The organism is Pseudomonas sp. GM55, assembly GCF_000282395.1.
Classification (GTDB): Bacteria; Pseudomonadota; Gammaproteobacteria; order Pseudomonadales; family Pseudomonadaceae; genus Aquipseudomonas; species Aquipseudomonas fluorescens_CC.
The window spans coordinates 1-17,375 of the sequence record NZ_AKJJ01000101.1; the positions used below are offsets into that span (position 1 = coordinate 1).

20 protein-coding genes are annotated in these 17,375 nt (G+C 61.2%); all 20 read right to left on the reverse strand.

Going from position 1 to position 17,375, the window contains the following annotated elements; all coding sequences use genetic code 11:
• The coding region (locus PMI31_RS23180) for an EscU/YscU/HrcU family type III secretion system export apparatus switch protein (protein ID WP_008021312.1) at positions 1 to 251 on the reverse strand (251 nt) is incomplete at its 3' end.
• Positions 252 to 254: 3 nt separating this feature from the next.
• Entirely contained in the window at positions 255 to 1,037 is a 783-nt protein-coding gene (fliR, locus tag PMI31_RS23185; protein WP_008021314.1) for a flagellar biosynthetic protein FliR, read from the reverse strand.
• Between the two features lie 3 nt (positions 1,038 to 1,040).
• Complete coding sequence (gene fliQ, locus PMI31_RS23190; RefSeq protein WP_007948918.1) at positions 1,041 to 1,310, reverse strand: flagellar biosynthesis protein FliQ; 270 nt, start codon at positions 1,308 to 1,310, stop codon at positions 1,041 to 1,043.
• Positions 1,307 to 2,065 carry a flagellar type III secretion system pore protein FliP gene (gene fliP / locus PMI31_RS23195; RefSeq protein ID WP_008021317.1) on the reverse strand — a complete coding sequence of 253 codons (759 nt, stop codon included), beginning with the start codon at positions 2,063 to 2,065 and terminating at the stop codon, positions 1,307 to 1,309. The genes fliQ and fliP overlap by 4 nt, the downstream gene beginning before the upstream one ends.
• Entirely contained in the window at positions 2,065 to 2,520 is a 456-nt protein-coding gene (gene fliO / locus PMI31_RS23200; RefSeq protein WP_008021318.1) for a flagellar biosynthetic protein FliO, read from the reverse strand. The genes fliP and fliO overlap by 1 nt, the downstream gene beginning before the upstream one ends.
• Positions 2,521 to 2,967 carry a flagellar motor switch protein FliN gene (gene fliN, locus PMI31_RS23205; RefSeq protein WP_008021321.1) on the reverse strand — a complete coding sequence of 149 codons (447 nt, stop codon included), beginning with the start codon at positions 2,965 to 2,967 and terminating at the stop codon, positions 2,521 to 2,523. It abuts the gene before it with no gap.
• Between the two features lie 66 nt (positions 2,968 to 3,033).
• Positions 3,034 to 4,002 (reverse strand): flagellar motor switch protein FliM, encoded by a 969-nt coding sequence (gene fliM, locus PMI31_RS23210; protein ID WP_008021322.1) that lies wholly within the window; start codon positions 4,000 to 4,002, stop codon positions 3,034 to 3,036.
• 9 nt (positions 4,003 to 4,011) lie between these two features.
• Positions 4,012 to 4,512: a flagellar basal body-associated protein FliL gene (fliL, locus tag PMI31_RS23215; protein ID WP_008021323.1), complete on the reverse strand. Its 501-nt coding sequence runs from the start codon at positions 4,510 to 4,512 to the stop codon at positions 4,012 to 4,014.
• Between the two features lie 220 nt (positions 4,513 to 4,732).
• Positions 4,733 to 6,094 (reverse strand): flagellar hook-length control protein FliK, encoded by a 1,362-nt coding sequence (locus PMI31_RS23220; RefSeq protein ID WP_008021325.1) that lies wholly within the window; start codon positions 6,092 to 6,094, stop codon positions 4,733 to 4,735.
• Positions 6,095 to 6,194: 100 nt separating this feature from the next.
• The gene (locus PMI31_RS23225; protein WP_008021326.1) at positions 6,195 to 6,545 is read right to left on the reverse strand and encodes an Hpt domain-containing protein; all 351 of its coding nucleotides are present in this window, start codon (positions 6,543 to 6,545) and stop codon (positions 6,195 to 6,197) included.
• A gap of 30 nt (positions 6,546 to 6,575) precedes the next feature.
• Positions 6,576 to 8,282: an ATP-binding SpoIIE family protein phosphatase gene (locus tag PMI31_RS23230; RefSeq protein ID WP_008021328.1), complete on the reverse strand. Its 1,707-nt coding sequence runs from the start codon at positions 8,280 to 8,282 to the stop codon at positions 6,576 to 6,578.
• 5 nt (positions 8,283 to 8,287) lie between these two features.
• Entirely contained in the window at positions 8,288 to 8,587 is a 300-nt protein-coding gene (locus PMI31_RS23235) for an STAS domain-containing protein (RefSeq protein ID WP_008021330.1), read from the reverse strand.
• A 182-nt stretch (positions 8,588 to 8,769) separates the two neighbouring features.
• On the reverse strand, positions 8,770 to 9,219 hold the full coding sequence (gene fliJ / locus PMI31_RS23240; RefSeq protein WP_008021331.1) for a flagellar export protein FliJ: 450 nt from the start codon (positions 9,217 to 9,219) through the stop codon (positions 8,770 to 8,772).
• A gap of 6 nt (positions 9,220 to 9,225) precedes the next feature.
• Positions 9,226 to 10,584 (reverse strand): flagellar protein export ATPase FliI, encoded by a 1,359-nt coding sequence (fliI, locus tag PMI31_RS23245; protein WP_008021332.1) that lies wholly within the window; start codon positions 10,582 to 10,584, stop codon positions 9,226 to 9,228.
• Positions 10,574 to 11,359, reverse strand: coding sequence for a flagellar assembly protein FliH (gene fliH / locus PMI31_RS23250; protein ID WP_008021333.1), 786 nt, complete (start codon positions 11,357 to 11,359; stop codon positions 10,574 to 10,576). Before fliH ends, fliI begins: the two co-directional genes overlap by 11 nt.
• 4 nt (positions 11,360 to 11,363) lie before the next feature.
• Positions 11,364 to 12,383 carry a flagellar motor switch protein FliG gene (gene fliG, locus PMI31_RS23255; protein WP_008021334.1) on the reverse strand — a complete coding sequence of 340 codons (1,020 nt, stop codon included), beginning with the start codon at positions 12,381 to 12,383 and terminating at the stop codon, positions 11,364 to 11,366.
• Positions 12,376 to 14,163 carry a flagellar basal-body MS-ring/collar protein FliF gene (fliF, locus tag PMI31_RS23260; protein WP_008021335.1) on the reverse strand — a complete coding sequence of 596 codons (1,788 nt, stop codon included), beginning with the start codon at positions 14,161 to 14,163 and terminating at the stop codon, positions 12,376 to 12,378. The genes fliG and fliF overlap by 8 nt, the downstream gene beginning before the upstream one ends.
• Positions 14,164 to 14,179: 16 nt before the next feature.
• A complete protein-coding gene (gene fliE / locus PMI31_RS23265) occupies positions 14,180 to 14,506 on the reverse strand; it encodes a flagellar hook-basal body complex protein FliE (protein WP_008021337.1) in 327 nt (108 codons plus the stop codon).
• Between the two features lie 248 nt (positions 14,507 to 14,754).
• The gene (locus tag PMI31_RS23270) at positions 14,755 to 16,140 is read right to left on the reverse strand and encodes a sigma-54-dependent transcriptional regulator (RefSeq protein WP_008021338.1); all 1,386 of its coding nucleotides are present in this window, start codon (positions 16,138 to 16,140) and stop codon (positions 14,755 to 14,757) included.
• 5 nt (positions 16,141 to 16,145) lie between these two features.
• Positions 16,146 to 17,339: a sensor histidine kinase gene (locus tag PMI31_RS23275; RefSeq protein WP_162130444.1), complete on the reverse strand. Its 1,194-nt coding sequence runs from the start codon at positions 17,337 to 17,339 to the stop codon at positions 16,146 to 16,148.
• Between the last annotated feature and the right edge of the window lie 36 nt (positions 17,340 to 17,375).

The window sequence follows — 17,375 nt, forward strand, 5'->3', positions numbered from 1 at the left end:
ATCAGGTAGGTGGCCATGGAGCGCTGATCCAGGATCACTTCCCGCGGCAGCGAGAAGTTGATGCGCATCAGCTCCATCATGTCCTGCGCCATGGCGCCGCCAAAAATCAACAACGCCGAGGCACCGACCAGCATGATCGCCAGGGTGTTGAGTTCCTTGGACCGGGCTACCTCGCCCTTTTCACGGGAGTCCTGCTTGCGTTTCTCCGTGGGGTCTTCTGTTTTGTCCTGACCGCTTTCGCTCTCAGCCATGACTCAGCGCGCCCGTGCCATTTCGCGTAATAACTGCAAGGCCTCGGAGGCCAGCGGTTGGTACTGATTGAGAATGTCCGCCAGCCCGACCCAGACGATGAACAGCCCAAGCACCAGGGTCAGCGGGAAGCCGATGGAGAAAATGTTCAGTTGCGGCGCTGCCCGGGTCATGACGCCAAACGCGATGTTGACCACCAGCAACGCGGTGATCGCCGGCAGTACCAGCAACAACGCCGAACCGAGTACCCAGCCGAGCTTGCCGGCCAGTTCCCAGTAGTGATTGACCATCAGGCCGCCACCCACCGGCAACGTGGTGAAGCTCTCGGTGAGGATTTCGAACACCACCAGATGACCGTTCATGGACAGGAACAGCAGCGTCACCAGCATGGTGAAAAACTGCCCGATCACCGCCGTCGATACACCGTTGGTAGGGTCGACCATCGACGCGAACCCCATGCCCATCTGAATCGAAACGATCTGCCCGGCGACCACGAAGGCCTGGAAGAATAATTGCAACGAGAAACCCAGCACCGCACCGATGAGGATCTGCTCGGCAATCAGCAGCAGCCCACTCAAGTCCAACGCACTGACCGCCGGCATCGGCGGCAGGCCCGGCGCAATCACCACGGTGATCGCCAAGGCCAGGTACAAACGCACGCGTTTGGGCACCAGCGTTGTACCGAACACCGGCATGACCATCAGCAAGGAGCCGACGCGAAACAGCGGCAACATGAACGTCGCCACCCAGGTGCTGATCTGCGTATCGGTCAGCGCAAGCAGTGACATGGTTTAGCCGATGACCTGAGGAATACTGCCATACAACTGCAAGATGTACTCCATGAAGGTCTGCACCAGCCACGGGCCGGCCACGATCAGGGTCACCAGCATCACCAGCAGGCGCGGCAGGAAGCTCAGAGTCTGTTCGTTGATCTGGGTGGCGGCCTGGAACATCGCCACCAGCAGGCCCACCAGCAGGCTCGGGATCACCAGCACCGCGACCATCATGGTGGTCAGCCACAGCGCTTCGCGAAAGATATCGACCGCAACTTCAGGGGTCATGGCGAGACACCGCCGAAGCTGCTGGCCAGTGTGCCGATGATCAGCGCCCAGCCATCCACCAGCACGAACAACATGATTTTGAACGGCAGGGAAATGATCAGCGGCGACAGCATCATCATACCCATGGCCATCAGCACACTGGCCACGACCAGGTCGATGATCAGGAACGGAATGAAGATCATGAAACCGATCTGGAACGCGGTTTTCAGCTCGGAGGTCACGAAGGCCGGCACCAGGATGGTCAGCGGCGCCTGGTCCGGCGTCGCGATGTCAGTCCGCTTGGACAAGCGCATGAACAGCTCCAGATCGCTGGTGCGGGTCTGGGCGAGCATGAAATTCTTGATCGGCACCTGCGCTTTGGCGACTGCATCCTGGGCGGTCAGCTTTTCCGCCAGATACGGCTGCAAGGCGTCCTGATTCACCCGGTCGAACACTGGCGCCATGATGAACAGGGTCAGGAACAGCGCCATGCCGGTGAGGATCTGGTTCGACGGTGTCTGCTGCAGGCCCAGGGCCTGGCGCAGGATCGAGAAGACAATGATGATCCGGGTGAAGCTGGTCATCAGCATGACAAACGCCGGGATAAAACTCAGCGCGGTCATGATCAGCAGGATTTGCAGGCTGACCGAGTATTCCTGTGCACCCTGCGCATTGGTGCCCAGAGTGATGGCCGGGATCGACAGCGGATCGGCGGCGAATGCCAGCGGCGCGACCAGCATCAGGGTCAGCGTCAAGACGATGCGTAGCGCACCCATTACTTCTTATCCTTCTGATCTTTACCCAGCATCTCCAACAGGCGCTGGGCAAATTCCGGCGTCGGCTTCTCGGTACTCGGCACTTGCACCGGCTCCTTGAGCACGTGCAATGCGGTGATGGTGCCGGGGCTGAGGCCAAGCAGAATCTGCTCGTTGCCGACCTGCACCAGCATCAGGCGGTCGCGAGGCCCCAGTGCGCGGGAGCCGACAATTTCGATCACCTGCCCCTTGCCAGCCGGGCCGGCCTGCTGGACCCGACGCAGCAACCAGGCGAGGAGGAAGATCAGCCCCAGCACCAGCAGCAGGCCGAACACCAGTTGCGTCAGTTGGCCAGCCACACCACTGCTCACCGCTGGCGCAGCAGCCGTGGTCGCCGTTGCAACCGCTTCGGCCGCCAGCACGCTGAACGGCATGGCCAGCGCGGCCCCCAGCAAAGCCCCCAGAAACTTTTTCACTCAGCGCAGCTTCTTGATGCGTTCACTTGGGCTGATCACGTCCGTCAGGCGGATGCCGAACTTCTCGTTGACCACTACCACTTCGCCGTGGGCGATCAGGGTGCCGTTGACCAGCACGTCCAGCGGCTCGCCAGCCAGGCGATCGAGCTCGATTACCGACCCCTGGTTGAGTTGCAGCAAGTTGCGGATGTTGATGTCGGTGCTGCCCACTTCCATGGAGATCGACACCGGGATGTCGAGGATCACGTCCAGGTTCGGCCCTTCCAGGCTCACCGGATCGTTGTTGCGCGGCACGCTGCCGAACTCTTCCATTGGCAGGCGGTTGGAGCTCGAGACGCTGGCGTCGGCGGCCAGCAGTGCATCGATCTCGGCCTGCCCGGCATCACCGGTTTCTTCCAGGGCCGCGGCCCATTCATCGGCCAGAGCCTGGTCGTCTTGGGTGTTCATATTGTCAGTGTCCTCGGCGAGCAAAAGTTCAGAATTCGGTAATTCGCGAATGGGTACGAGCGCCGGTCAACGGCGCTCGATCGGCTCGATCACTTGCAACGCCAGGTTGCCCTTGTGCGAGCCCATCTTGACCTTGAAGGCCGGCACGCCGTTGGCGCGCATGATCATTTCTTCCGGCATCTCGACCGGGATCACATCCCCCGGCTGCATGTGCAGGATGTCGCGCAGGCGCAACTGACGACGAGCCACCGTTGCGCCGATCGGCACGTCGACGTCCAGCACGTCCTGGCGCAGGGCGTTGACCCAACGCTCGTCCTGGTCGTCGAGGTCCGACTGGAAGCCGGCGTCGAGCATTTCGCGCACCGGCTCGATCATCGAGTACGGCATGGTCACGTGCAGGTCGCCGCCACCGCCATCGAGTTCGATGTGGAAGGTCGACACCACAATGGCTTCGCTCGGGCCGACGATGTTGGCCATGGCCGGGTTCACTTCCGAGTTGATGTACTCGAAGTTGACTTCCATGATCGCCTGCCAGGCTTCCTTCAAATCGACGAACGCCTGCTCCAGCACCATGCGCACCACACGCAGTTCGGTTGGTGTGAACTCACGGCCTTCGATCTTGGCGTGCCGGCCGTCACCGCCGAAGAAGTTGTCCACCAGCTTGAACACCAGTTTGGCGTCGAGGATGAACAGCGCGGTGCCGCGCAGGGGTTTGATCTTGACCAGGTTGAGACTGGTCGGCACGTACAGCGAGTGCACGTATTCGCCGAACTTCATCACCTGCACGCCGCCGACCGCCACGTCTGCCGAGCGACGCAGCATGTTGAACATGCTGATGCGGGTATAGCGGGCAAAACGCTCGTTGATCATTTCCAGGGTCGGCATGCGTCCACGGACGATGCGATCCTGGCTGGTCAGGTCGTAGCTTTTGACTGTGCCGGGTTCGGCAGCGTTATCGGTCTGTACCAGACCATCGTCGACACCATGCAGCAGCGCGTCGATCTCATCCTGGGACAGCAGGTCCTGCACGGCCATGTCGTGTTCCTACTGCAGTACGAAATTAGTGAAAAGCAACTGTTCGATCACCACTTTGCCGAGCTCTTTCTGCGCCACTTCCTGCACGCTGGCGGTGGCTTTCTGCCGCAGCATTTCCTGGCCGACCGGCGACGCCAGGGTCGCAAAGTCCTGCCCGGAGAACAGCATGACCAGGTTATTGCGGATCACCGGCATGTGGACCTTGAGCGCATCCAGATCCGCCTGGTTGCGCGCGAGCATGGTGATGCTCACTTGCATGTAGCGCTGGCGACCGTTCTGGTTGAAGTTGGCCACGAAGGCCGGCGCCATCGACTCGAAAATCGCTGGCTGTTTGCCGACGGGAGCCGTTTCCGCCACGGCGGCAGGCTTGCTCTGAGCGCTGTGCATGAAGTACCAGGTCGCCCCCACGGACACACCGATCGCCAGCAGCAGGGCCACCACGATCACGATAATCAGCTTGAGTTTGCCTTTGGTTGCGGGGTCTTTTACTGCTGCGTCGCTCTTCGCCATGCCAATAATCCGTCACTAATCGGGTTTCACAGTCGCACGGCAAGGCAAGAGCAAGTGTTATGCCAGAAATGTCGGAGGTAGGAGAGTCGGCAAATGTTCGGCAACGCCAATCACCTGTAGGAGCTGGCTTGCCAGCGAAAGACGCGTGTCAGTCAATACAGTCGGTGACTGACACACCGCCTTCGCTGGCAAGCCAGCTCCTACAGGAGAGAGTGGTAGATCAGGCGTAGTAGTCGACCGCGCTGGAGCCGATCACGCTGGTGGTGTTGGCGGCTACTTCAGCAACGCTCTGGGACATGTCGTCATCCATCGAATCGAGGCGACCACCGCTCGCATGGCTGCGACCACTTTGTGCTTGCTGGTTTTGACCCTGGTTTTGCGAACCGCGAGACTGGTCCGAAACATTGACATCGACCTGCCCCATGCCCTGCTGCGCAAACATGTCGCGCAAGCGATGGACCTGGCCATCCAGTGCCTCGCGGACTCCCGGATGCGCACTCATGAACGTGACCTGGGTCTGCTGGTCGGGAACCATGTTCACCCGAATGTCCAGGCGTCCCAGCTCGGCGGGCTGCAACTGGATGTCCGCCGCCTTGAGATTGGCGCTGGACAGGTACATGACCCGGTTCACCACCTCTTCGGTCCACCCACTCTGATGCATGGCGATCGGCTGGTTCACCGGCAAGGCATTGGCGGTCTTCGGTGTGGCCGCCTGGGTCAGCGCTGCCAGGCGGTTGGCGAAATCATCGACACGGGTGTCGCTGCTGGCGGACTTGAGGTCCTTCAGACCGTCATCGATCAAGCCGCTGAAAGCCTTGTCGTCCCCCTGACCGGTGCTGCTCTTGTCGTCCTGAACATCCCGCATGGTCGCCATGCCGGCGGCAAAGTTTTGCGCTGGCGTCAGCTCACCGTCAGCCTGGGCTTGCGCCTGTGTCGGTGCGGACTTGGGCTGCGCCTGGCTGGACGCCGATACGTGACCGCTCTGCTCCATCGCCAGGCGCACCGCCGGCAATGCGTCGAGGGGATCAGCTTCGGGGTCGAAATCGCCGTCAGTACTGGTCAACGCCGCAGCACTTGCAGCCGTGATCACCGCAGCAACCGGCGCTTCAACCACGGGCTGCGCCCCATCGGCTACGGCAGGCGTTGTCGGCGTCGGCGCAGGCACCACTGGCTGTATGGCTGGCTGCAATGAGGGATCAAGCGCCGGATCGACCGGCGCAGCATCGACGACCGGCGCCGAGTCGGTATCCGACGCATCATCGCCGGCTGCCTTGTCGTCAGCCTGTACCGGCTTGTCGGCAGGCAAGGATTTGCCGCCATCGGCAACCACCGGCTCCTCGGCGGCAGACTTGCCGTCGCCAGCGTCTTTTTTTCCGGCGACTTCGCAGGTTTTGTCACGCCCCGCCCCGGACGACGCATCCGCCACCGCATTGGGCTTGCCCTGCGCCTGATTGGCGTAGACATGAGCGAAGCTTGCAGCCTTGTCCCCGGGCTCAGCGGTCAGCGCCGGAGGATTGGCGGAGGCGGCTTGAGTCTTGGCCTGCCTGGAGGCCTGAAGCAGAATATTGGGGGTAACGGGCATGAAACGGTCTCCGCTGCACGGGGCTCGTAAGTACAGTTGGATGAGTTGACTGCAAAGGCCGAGCCAGTTTCACTCAAAGGAGAGCAAATGCAGCGCATGCTCAGATTTTTGCCGGGCAACGCTGTCGTTCAGCTTCGTACAGAGGCCGGATATCGGCGAACTCGCGGTCGATTTCGCGGACCAGTTCCTGAACGCCGGTGCATGGCGAACTACTGGCCTGCTGCTCGAGTTGATGGCACAGCTCGGTCAGCCTGGCTGCGCCCATATTGCTGCTGCTGCCTTTGAAGCTATGGGCGGTTTCAACGAGCAGTGCGGCACTGTCAGTTGCTCTCAAGACTTTCAGGCGCTCTTCGGAGTCTGCAAGAAAGATATCCAGCAGGTCCGGATAGCCATCTTCCATCACTTCCTGCAATGCACTCAGCACGCTGCGATCCACATGTGTGTCGTCCACTTGCTCACTCCTTGATCAAGAATGCGCGGATTATGCCAGAGCCTCCCAGATAAACTCCACGCGTGCACTTCGACCATCGTCGGTCCAGCGGGCATTACGTCCCAACTGGCGGATCAGGCTGACCCCACGTCCCGACAGGCGGATGTCTTCCAGAGGTCTTTGCATCATCCGTTCGACATCGAAACCCTTGCCGCTGTCTTCGATGTGAATGGTCAGGCAACCGCCGTCGTCTGTTGGCGCCACCTGCAAATGTAGTCGCACATAGCCTTCCTGAAGCTCGTCCAGCCGCGTATTGCGCTCTTGATAATATCGCGCAAAACCCGAGGCATCGCGTTTGAGGCTCGAATCCAGCCCCAGCACGCCATGCTCCAGCGCATTGGAGTAGAGCTCCGCCAGTACGCTGTAGAGCGCACCGCTCTGAGCCCGAAGGCCATGAACCTCCAGCAGCAATTGCAACAGATAGGGCAACGGATTGAAACGCTTGAGCGTGGCGGCGCGAAATTCGAAACTCACCGACCAGTCCAGCGGACAGGACTGGCCGCTGTCGGAGTAGATCAACGCTGGCGGAGTGATCTGCGCCGGCTCAAGCAGGCTGATTTCGACCATGCTGACATCGTCGCGGTTCTCTCCGCCGAAATCGCGAAGCGCCTGCTCGATTTCTTCGAATAGCGCATCTGGCTGATGGTTGGCGGCAAACACCTGCTGCAATCGCTGCTCGCCAAACAACTGATCATTGGCGTCGCAGGTATCGATCACCCCATCGGACAACAGGAAAACCCGATCCCCGAGCGCCATGGGAAACACATCGGTGCGTTCATCGAAGGATTCCGGGCTCAGCACACCCAAAGGCAGGTGCCGCGCCGGAAGAGGCGTTCGCTCGCCACTGGCAATGCAATGCAGGTAACCGTCCGGCATCCCACCGTTCCAGACTTCCACCGAACGGCGCTGGAAACTCAGGCACAGCAACGTGGCACAGCAGAACATGTCCACCGGCAGGATGCGCTTGAGCTTGGCATTCATCTCACGCAGGGTTTCCGCCAGGCCATAGCCCTTGGCCGTCATCCCGTAAAACACTTCGGCCAGGGGCATGGCCCCCACTGCCGCCGGCAGACCGTGGCCGGTGAAGTCGCCCAGCAGTACGTGCATGTCTCCGGCCGGCGTGAACGCGGCCAGCAACAGGTCGCCGTTGAACAGCGCATAGGGCGATTGCAGATAACGGATGTTTGGCGCGGCATTCAGGCAGCCTGAGTGCGCCACCTTGTCGAAAACGGCCTTGGCCACACGTTGCTCGTTGAGCAGATAGTCGTGGTGCCGGGCGATCTGGTCACGCTGTTGCAGTACCGTGTCCTGCAAGCGCCGCAAGCGATCCATCGCCTTGATCTTGGCTGCGAGAATCACCTGGTTGTAGGGCTTTGCCAGAAAGTCGTCACCGCCGACCTCCAGACAACGGGCCAGCGCTTCGCTTTCGGACAAGGAAGTGAGGAAGATGATCGGCACCAGGGTTTCCCCGGCCAGAACCTTGATTTGCCGGGCCGCCTCGAAGCCGTCCATCACCGGCATCAGCGCATCCATCAACACCAGATGCGGTGATTGCTGGCGAAACACCTCGACCGCTTCGGCACCGTTGGCCGCCGTCAGCACTTCGTGCCCCTGGCGGCGCAGGATGCTCGACAACAGCAGGCGATCGGCGGCGCTGTCCTCGGCAATCAGGATCGTCAGCGGCTCCAGTGGCTGCATGGCAATCAACTGATGTCGAACAGCTTGTCGAAGTTGGAGATGGCGAGGATCTTGCGCACGTCGGTACTGCTGTTGACGACGCGGATATCAGAGTCGTCGCCACCGGCGTGATCACGCAGCAGAAGCAGCATGCCCAAGGCCGAGCTGTCGAGGTAAGTGGCGTCTTTCAGGTCGACCACAACCGCCGAGAGCTCTTTATCTTCGTAGGATTCCCGAAATTCCTGGTGCTTGGCGAAATCGAATCGTCCCTTGACCGATATCGTCAGTTTTTGCCCATCCGGAGAGACTTCTGTAACGACTGACATTTCATGGCTTCCTTGTCATTGATAAACCCGCTTGCACAAGGTTTAGCATTTGGTAGAGGTTGGAGCAAGGCGGGAAGTTGTGGTGACTGTCGGATCGTTATTGCTCGCGATGGTCGTCAATATTATCGCTTTACACCTGACAACCCCGTGCGCTTACAGGTTTATCGCGAGCGAGCACGCTCCTACAGGCGATCCTGCCGCGGCAGGCGCTGGGACAATTCATCCAGCAGTTTCTGCTCGCGCCGCTCTTCAAGCGCCCGCGCCTCATCGGCATAGCGCTGAACCAGCTTGCGCAAACCTTCGACCCGGGCAAATGCCTGCTGCCAGGTTTCCCGAGCCTTGTTCAGGTTATTCTGATGCCAGGCCAGGCTTTGCCGCTGCTGGTCGATGGCCGTGCCCAGTTGCGCAAGAAAGCCCTGATAGCCCAGCAACCATTGGCCCGAAACGCCGCCGCTACCGCGTACGATCCATTGTTCCTGATAGTCGAGACGGAAGGCTTCAAGGTCGGCGAGTTTGCTTTCCGCCAGGCGAACCTGCCCTTGAAAGTGCCCCAGGCGCTGGACCGCGGTTTTCTCGGCCTTTTCGGCCATTTCCACCACCGGCGCCAGCCTTCCTGCCCGACTCTGGGCCATGACCGCTTAACCGCCTGCCGCGGGCGCGAAGATCGAGGCGAGATACGCTTCGCTTTCGCCCAGGCTGATGCTGTCGTTGAGGCCCTGACGCAGGTATTTGACCAATTGCGGTTGCAGGGAAATCGCCAGATCGGTCTCCCGATCTCCGCCGGCGACATAGGCGCCAACGCTGATCAGATCGCGGCTCTGCTGATAGCGCGACCACAACTGCTTGAAATACTGCGCACGGGTCATGTGTTCCGGCGACACCACCGCCGGCATGACCCGGCTGATGGACGCCTCGATATCGATGGCCGGGTAATGACCTTCCTCGGCCAGTCGCCGGGACAGCACGATGTGCCCATCGAGCACGCCTCGCGCCGAGTCGGCGATCGGGTCCTGCTGGTCGTCGCCTTCGGACAGCACGGTGTAGAACGCGGTGATCGAACCACCGCCCTTCTCCGCGTTACCGGCACGCTCCACCAGTTTCGGCAACTTGGCGAATACCGACGGTGGATAGCCCTTGGTCGCCGGCGGCTCGCCAATGGCCAGGGCGATTTCCCGCTGGGCCTGGGCGAATCGGGTCAGGGAGTCCATCAGTAACAGAACGTTCTTGCCCTTGTCGCGGAAATACTCGGCGATACGCGTGCAATACATGGCAGCGCGCAATCGCATCAGCGGCGCATCGTCCGCCGGGGACGCCACGACCACTGAACGCTTGAGCCCTTCTTCACCAAGGATATGCTCGATGAATTCCTTGACTTCACGACCCCGCTCACCGATCAGCCCGACGACAATAATGTCGGCCTCGGTAAAGCGCGTCATCATCCCCAGCAACACCGATTTACCGACACCGGTACCGGCAAACAGGCCGAGCCGCTGGCCGCGACCGACCGTCAACATGCCGTTGATACAACGGATGCCCACGTCCAGCGGTTCGCTGATCGGCTCACGCTTGAGCGGGTTGATGGTCGGGCCATCCATGGGTACCCAGTCTTCAGCCTTCATCCCGCCCTTGCCGTCCAGGGCACGACCGGCGCCATCGAGTACGCGTCCGAGCATGCTCATGCCCATCGGCAAGCGACCGCTGTCCGACAGCGGAACCACCCGGGCGCCGGGCGCAATACCGGCGACGCTACCGACGGGCATCAGAAACACTTTGCTGCCGGAGAAGCCCATGACTTCGGCTTCGACCTGCACCGGGTGATAGCTGTCGTCGTTGATGACCATGCAGCGACTGCCCATGGCCGCGCGCAGGCCCTCGGCTTCGAGGGTCAGGCCGACCATGCGCAGCAGTCGGCCTTCGAGAATCGGTGCGCCCTCCAATTGCGTGGCCTCGGCATAACTGCCAAGGCGCTTGGCAAAACTGGTGCGTTCAAGGCGCATCGGCAATGTCCGACGCAGGCTTGCTTTCGATCGGCAGTTCCAGGCTGACGTCCGGTGCGGCCGGGTGCAATGCCTGCTCGTGGAGCTGATCGAACAGCTTGTCCATCACCCGCGCGACGCGGGTTTCCACCGTGGCATCGATGCGACTGTGTTCGGTCTCGACCCGACATCCGCCAGGCAACAGCGCTTCGTCTTCGACGATGCGCCAGGTTTCTTCATGGCGTTCGCGCAGGGCTTTGACCTGTTCGAAATCCTGCGGATTGATGTACAGCCGCACATTGCCCACGCCCAGCGGCAACAGCTTCAGCGCTTCGCGCATGACGTGTTCGATCTGCGTCGAGTCGATGGCCAGTTCGCGCTGGATCACCTGCCTGGTGATGTGCTGCACGAGGTCGACCAGGGACTTTTCGATCTGGGTGTCCTGTTCGGCAATGGGCTCGAACAGGTGCGCCATCAGTTGCTCCAGCGCCGCAATCTTGGCCGCCAGGGCCACTTCGGCTTCCTGACGGACCTTGAGCGTGGTGCTGTGGAATCCTTCTTTCTCACCCACCGCGAAGCCTTCGTTGTAGGCTTCCTGGCGAATGCTTTCGAGTTCTTCGAGGGTCAGTGGCTGGACTTCCTCCAGCGGCACTTCCTCCATTTCCGGCGGCTCGGGTTCCGGCTCCGGCTCGGGCTCGGGTTCCGGCGGATCGAAACTGGGCAGCGCCCAGGTATCGAAGCCACTGACATCCCTGGCCCGGATCAGGTCAGTGGGTGCATCATCATTCTTGACCATGGTGTTAGATCATTTCCTCGCCGCCCTTGCCGCCGAGAACGATCTCTCCGGCTTCGGCCATACGGCGGGCGATGGTGAGGATTTCCTTCTGCGCGGTTTCCACGTCGCTGACGCGCACCGGGCCCTTGGCTTCCAGGTCGTCGCGCAACAGTTCGGCCGCACGCTTGGACATGTTCTTGAAGATTTTCTCTTTGACGTTTTCGTCCGAACCCTTGAGGGCCAGCACCAGCACGTCGGAGGACACTTCGCGCAGCAGCGCCTGGATCCCGCGGTCGTCGACATCGGCCAGGTTGTTGAAGACGAACATGAGGTCTTCGATCTGACCGGACAGGTCTTCGTCGACTTCGCGAATCGAATCCATGAGCTGGCCTTCGATCGAGCTGTCGAGGAAGTTCATGATGTCCGCCGCACGCTTGATGCCACCCAGGTTGGTGCGTGAGGCATTCGAGTTGCCGGAGAACTGCTTCTCGAGAATCTGGTTGAGTTCTTTCAGGGCCGCTGGCTGTACGGTGTTCAGCGAGGAGACTCGCAGGATGATGTCCAGCCGTACCTTGTGGTCGAAGTTGCCGAGCACTTCACCGGCCTGGTCCGGATCGAGATACGCCACCACGATCGCCTGGATCTGCGGGTGCTCGTAACGGATCACGTCGGCGACGGCACGCGGCTCCATCCACTTCAGGCTGTCGAGGCCGCTGGTGTTGCCACCGAGCAGGATGCGGTCGATCAGGCCGTTGGCTTTGTCTTCGCCCAGGGCCTGGGTGAGCATTTTGCGCACATAGTCGTCGGAGCCGACGCCCAGGCTGGTCTGGTCGCCGACGATATCGACGAACTCGCTCATCACCTGCTCGACCTGCTCGCGGTGCACATTACCCATCTGGGCCATGGCCACGCCCACGCGCTGAACCTCTTTGGGACCCATGTGGCGCAGCACCTGGGCCGCGTCGGTGGAGCCCAGGGACAGCAACAGGATGGCGGCCTTGTCGACCTTGGACAGTTTGGCGGCAACGGCTCGGTTATCACTCATCTGCGTTAATCCACTCTTTCACGACCTGGGCCACACGACCCGGATCTTCTGCCACCAGACTCTTGATTGCGTTCAACTGTGCGTCATAGCCTTCGCTCGGGCTCGGCAGCAGAATGCTTTGCGGGCCGCCAAGACTGATGCGGTCGTTGGCCAACTCGCCATCCAGACCGCCCATGCCACCCAACTCGACGTCGCTGCCGATACCAGCCAACTGCTTGCCTGTGCCGCCACCGGTGATGTTGTTGAGCACCGGACGCAGCACACCGAACACCAGCACCAGGATGAACAGCACACCCAGCACTTGCTTGACGATGTCCCAGAACCACGGCTGGGAGTAGAACGGAATATCGGCAATCACTTCACCGCGCTCGGCGGAGAACGGCATGTTGATCACACTGACACTGTCGCCACGGCTGGCATCGAAGCCGACCGCATCCTGAACCAGGCGCGTGAAGCGCGCCAATTCATCGGCGCTCCATGGCGCACGGCTGGTTTCGCCGTTGGCCGGGTTGATTTTGACCTGATCGTCGACCACCACCGACACCGACAGACGATTCAATCGGCCCTGCTGCTGCTTGGTATGGCTGATGGAACGGTCGAGCTCGAAGTTTCTGGTCGATTGTTGACGCTTGTCTGCCGGGTACGGTGCGAGCATCGGCTGACCGGTGGCCGGGTCCATGATTTGCTGGCCGTTGGCATCGATCAGCGGCTGGCCTGGCTGCACCATGCCGGCCGACGCGGTCGCACCACCGGTGGTTTGCGGCGCGGACGCCGGCGACGGCGGCTGGTTGCTCAAGGCACCCGGCACACCTTGCGGACCATTGCTGGCGGTACGTTGTTCGTTGACCGACTGCTCGCTGCGCAACGCCGGTTGATCCGGATTGAATTGCTCGGAAGTCGACTCGACCGCACTGAAGTCCACATCCGCGGACACTTCGGCTTTATAGCGATCGTTGCCCAGCACCGGCTGCAGGATGTTGTGTACGCGCTGGGTGAGCATGCTTTCCATGCGCCGGCTGTAGTCGAATTGCTTGCCGGCCATGGTCAGTTCGGAGTTTTCCGCCTGGTCGGAGAGCAGGTTGCCCTTCTGGTCGACCACGGTGATCTGCGACTTGCTGAGCTCGGGAACGCTGGTCGCCACCAGATTGATGATGGCAACGACCTGGCCTGGCTCGAGGGAGCGGCCGGAATAGAGTTCAACCAGCACCGAAGCGCTCGGCTTGCGCTCGTCGCGCACGAACACCGAGCTTTTCGGGATCGCCAGGTGCACACGGGCACCCTTGACGTTGTTCAGGCTGGAAATGGTGCGGGCCAGTTCACCTTCGAGACCACGACGATAGCGGGTCGCTTCCATGAACTGGCTGGTGCCCAGCCCTTGTTCCTTGTCGAGGATTTCAAAACCGATGTTGCCGTCGCTGGGAGTGACACCAGCGGCCGCGAGCTTGAGCCGCGCACGGGACAGGTCATCGGCCTTGACCAGCAAGGCACCGGAATTGGGTTCGACGGTGTACGGAATATCGGCGGAGGCCAGGGTATCCATGACCTGCTTGGCGTCCATGCCGGCAAGGCTGCCGTACAGAGGCCGGTAGTCCGGCTGCTGGGACCACAACACCACGGCAAAGCCAATCGCCACGCTCGCCGCCAGGCCGACCAACAGGCCCACCTGACGCAACATGGTCATCTCGGAGAGGTTTTCCAGGAAGGACAATCCGAACAGCGGCGGCTTGCCGTCTATCGGAGTGGCCTTGGCCGGAACGTTATCGGCGACTGCTTCTGCCATGACTCAATCTCGTCCTTTAAACCGGCATCTGCATGATGTCTTGGTAGGCCTGAACCAGCTTGTTGCGCACCTGGGTCAATGCCTGGAATGACACACTGGCCTTCTGCGAGGAAATCATCACGTCTGTGAGGTCGACGCCGCTTTTGCCGATTTCGAAGGCGCTGGCCAACTGAGTGGAAGCCTGTTGGGTGTCGTTCACTTTATTGACGGCCTGGCCGAGCATGTCGGAAAAACTGCTACCCGCCACTTCAGGGACAGCCGTCGATTTCGGCGCAGACATGGCATCCATTTGCATGGCGCGCATATCCAGCATCAACCGATTGAATTCAATACCTTGACTCATGGTTTCTCTCTTTGACGACCCGCAATTTTTTGACACTCACTCGGCGGGTAGTGAGGTGTTAGCAACAAGGGTGCCAGCTCCATGGCCTTGCTTCACAAAAGCCCTTCTCATCGCCGCTAGCCCCCTGTAGGAGCGAGCTTGCTCGCGATGAACCAAAGAACGCCGCGTTTATCCTGACGCCCCGCGTTATCGTTAACGACCATCGCGAGCAAGCTCGCTCCTACAGGCCCAGGTATTGGAACCAGGGATCAGGTGGCAAACAAATAAGCTTCCACATCCATGCCGGCATCGCGCATCTGCGCCAGCTTGTAACGCAAGGTTCGCGGGCTGATGCCCAGGCGCTCGGCCGCCTCTTTGCGACGACCGCGCTCGGCGCGCAAGGTGTCGATGATCATCTGGAATTCACGGCGACGCAGATCATCGCCCAGTGCACCGGCCGACTCGGCCTCGACTTCCACTGGACGCACCGGCGCCTGCGCCAACGCAGGCAATGGCGCACAAGCCACAGGCCCGGCCAGGCAGAAATCCTGCGGCTGAATCAAACCACCCTGCTGCAAAATCAGCGCACGCTGAATCGCGTTGTCCAGTTCACGCACATTACCTGGCCACGGATAACCGATCAGGCACGCCTGAGCCTCGGGCGACAATCTGGCAGGCGAATGCTTCATTTTATTGACGTGCCTGGCCAGCAGACGCTCAGCCAGCGGCAGGATGTCGGCAGTGCGCTCGCGCAACGGACGCCAGGCAAGAGGAAACACCGACAGGCGATAATAAAGATCCTCGCGAAAGCGCCCCGCCGCCACTTCACCCGCCAGGTCACGGTTGGTGGTGGCAACCACACGAATGTCCAGTGTGATCGGTTTGCGCGCCCCAACCCTTTCGACCTCGCGCTCTTGCAGCACGCGCAGCAATTTGGCCTGGAGCCCCAGGGGCATTTCGGAAATTTCATCAAGCAGAATGGTGCCGCCGTCGGCCTGCTCGAACTTGCCGGCTTGCGCGGCAATGGCGCCGGTGAAGGCGCCCTTCTCGTGCCCGAACAAGGTCGCTTCGAGCATGTTGTCCGGGATCGCTGCGCAGTTGATCGCAATGAACGGCTGATGGGCGCGATGAGAATGCTGATGAATGTAACGCGCCAGCACTTCCTTGCCCGTACCCGACTCACCCGAGATCAGCACTGTGGAATCGCTGCGTGCGACCCGCGCCGCCAACTCGAGCAGCTGCGCGCTCGCCGGCTCGAATGCTACCGGCCCTTCGCCTTCGGTCAGGCCGAGACTGCCCAGGGCATGACGCCCCACCAACTCGAGCAACGCCTTGGGCTCGAATGGCTTGACCAGATAGTCCGCCGCCCCCTGGCGCATCGCGTCGACCGCTCGCTCGACCGCGCCATGAGCCGTCATCAGCAACACCGGCAACTGCGGCTGCCGCACTCGCAGCATGGCAAGCAACTGGTGGCCGTCCATGCCCGGCATATTGACGTCGCTGACCACCAGGCTGAAGGCCTCGCCGCCGACAGCAGCCAGCGCATCTTCGGCCGAACCCACCGCCTTGTAATCGTGCCCCGCGAGCAACAGCGTATCAGCCAGCGCCTCGCGCAATGCGCGGTCGTCCTCGACCAGTAAAACCTTGATACCCATGTGCGTCACTCCGCTCCCTGAGCGTTGCTGAACAACGGCAGGATCACCTGCGCGCAAGTGCCGCGACCGAGCCGCGAACGTAACTGCAATTCTCCCTGATGAGCACGCGCCACCGCCTTGACCACGGTCAGACCAAGACCTGTGCCGGTGGCCTTGGTGGTAAAAAAGGGTTCGCCCAATCGCGCCAGAACGGCGGCATCGATACCAGAGCCACTGTCACTGACGCACAGGCGCAGGTTGTTGCCGCGGGAGTAGAGGTGAATCTTGAGGCGCAATTGACCGGCGCTGGCCTGAATGGCGTTCTCGATCAGGTTGAGGATCGCTCCGACCAACGTGTCGCGATTGCACAGCAACTCCCCCGAGTGACTGTCGCACTGCCAGCGGATCGGCAGATCCTGCACGTGGGTCAGCGCGGCCGCCTGCAACGACTGCATCAGTTGAGCTGGGGTCACGCGATCGGTCAGCGGCAACTCGCCCCGGGCGAACACCAGCATGTCGCGCACCTGGTGCTCCAGCTCGTGCAGGCGCTCCTTGAGGCGCCCGGCGAAGCGCTGCTGGGTAGCGACCGGCAGCTCCTGCTCGGTCAGATGGCTGGCGTACAGCAGCGCGGCGGACAACGGTGTACGTATCTGATGAGCCAGCGAAGCGACCATGCGCCCCAGCGACGACAGACGCTCATGACGGGCCAGTTGATCCTGCAGATGACGGGTTTCGGTCAGGTCATTGAGCAACACTAACTGGCCGGGCTCGGCGTCCAGCGAGCGCGTGGCGATCGACAGGCGCCGCCCATCCTTGAGGGAGACTTCATGACCATCATCTTCACGCGGCGCAAAACAGCGAGCAATGACGTGGCGCCACAATTCACCTTCCAGCGGCAACCCCAGCAACTCGCACGCCGTCGGATTGGCTTCGCGCACGATGCCCTGGGCGTCAATGACGATGACACCGCCGGGTAACAGATCAAGGAGGTTTTGCAGGCGGTTGGCCAGGCGTTCTTTTTCCGCCAGCTCCTGCATGCGCTGAGCACTGACCACCGCCAATTCACCCTTGAGCTCGGTTACCCGGGCTTCAAGCATGCTGTAGGAATCGGTCAACTGGCTGGACATCTGATTGAACAGCGCGAATGCCTGCTCAAGGCCCAGCCGACTCGCCTGCTCTACGGACGACGGTTGCCGCGAAGCATCAGGGACAGGAGACATCTGGGCGGCTTGGGGCATTGTGCTTTCTCGCTTGGC

Excerpts from the sequence above, each read along its gene's own strand:
- fliR (WP_008021314.1), bottom strand. The coding sequence starts at position 1,037 with ATGTCACTGCTTGCGCTGACCGATACGCAGATCAGCACCTGGGTGGCG.
- fliQ (WP_007948918.1), bottom strand. The coding sequence starts at position 1,310 with ATGACCCCTGAAGTTGCGGTCGATATCTTTCGCGAAGCGCTGTGGCTG.
- fliP (WP_008021317.1), bottom strand. The coding sequence starts at position 2,065 with ATGGGTGCGCTACGCATCGTCTTGACGCTGACCCTGATGCTGGTCGCG.
- fliN (WP_008021321.1), bottom strand. The coding sequence starts at position 2,967 with ATGAACACCCAAGACGACCAGGCTCTGGCCGATGAATGGGCCGCGGCC.
- fliM (WP_008021322.1), bottom strand. The coding sequence starts at position 4,002 with ATGGCCGTGCAGGACCTGCTGTCCCAGGATGAGATCGACGCGCTGCTG.
- fliL (WP_008021323.1), bottom strand. The coding sequence starts at position 4,512 with ATGGCGAAGAGCGACGCAGCAGTAAAAGACCCCGCAACCAAAGGCAAA.
- PMI31_RS23220 (WP_008021325.1), bottom strand. The coding sequence starts at position 6,094 with ATGCCCGTTACCCCCAATATTCTGCTTCAGGCCTCCAGGCAGGCCAAG.
- PMI31_RS23230 (WP_008021328.1), bottom strand. The coding sequence starts at position 8,282 with ATGCAGCCACTGGAGCCGCTGACGATCCTGATTGCCGAGGACAGCGCC.
- PMI31_RS23235 (WP_008021330.1), bottom strand. The coding sequence starts at position 8,587 with ATGTCAGTCGTTACAGAAGTCTCTCCGGATGGGCAAAAACTGACGATA.
- fliJ (WP_008021331.1), bottom strand. The coding sequence starts at position 9,219 with ATGGCCCAGAGTCGGGCAGGAAGGCTGGCGCCGGTGGTGGAAATGGCC.
- fliI (WP_008021332.1), bottom strand. The coding sequence starts at position 10,584 with ATGCGCCTTGAACGCACCAGTTTTGCCAAGCGCCTTGGCAGTTATGCC.
- fliH (WP_008021333.1), bottom strand. The coding sequence starts at position 11,359 with ATGGTCAAGAATGATGATGCACCCACTGACCTGATCCGGGCCAGGGAT.
- fliG (WP_008021334.1), bottom strand. The coding sequence starts at position 12,383 with ATGAGTGATAACCGAGCCGTTGCCGCCAAACTGTCCAAGGTCGACAAG.
- fliF (WP_008021335.1), bottom strand. The coding sequence starts at position 14,163 with ATGGCAGAAGCAGTCGCCGATAACGTTCCGGCCAAGGCCACTCCGATA.
- fliE (WP_008021337.1), bottom strand. The coding sequence starts at position 14,506 with ATGAGTCAAGGTATTGAATTCAATCGGTTGATGCTGGATATGCGCGCC.
- PMI31_RS23270 (WP_008021338.1), bottom strand. The coding sequence starts at position 16,140 with ATGGGTATCAAGGTTTTACTGGTCGAGGACGACCGCGCATTGCGCGAG.
- PMI31_RS23275 (WP_162130444.1), bottom strand. The coding sequence starts at position 17,339 with ATGTCTCCTGTCCCTGATGCTTCGCGGCAACCGTCGTCCGTAGAGCAG.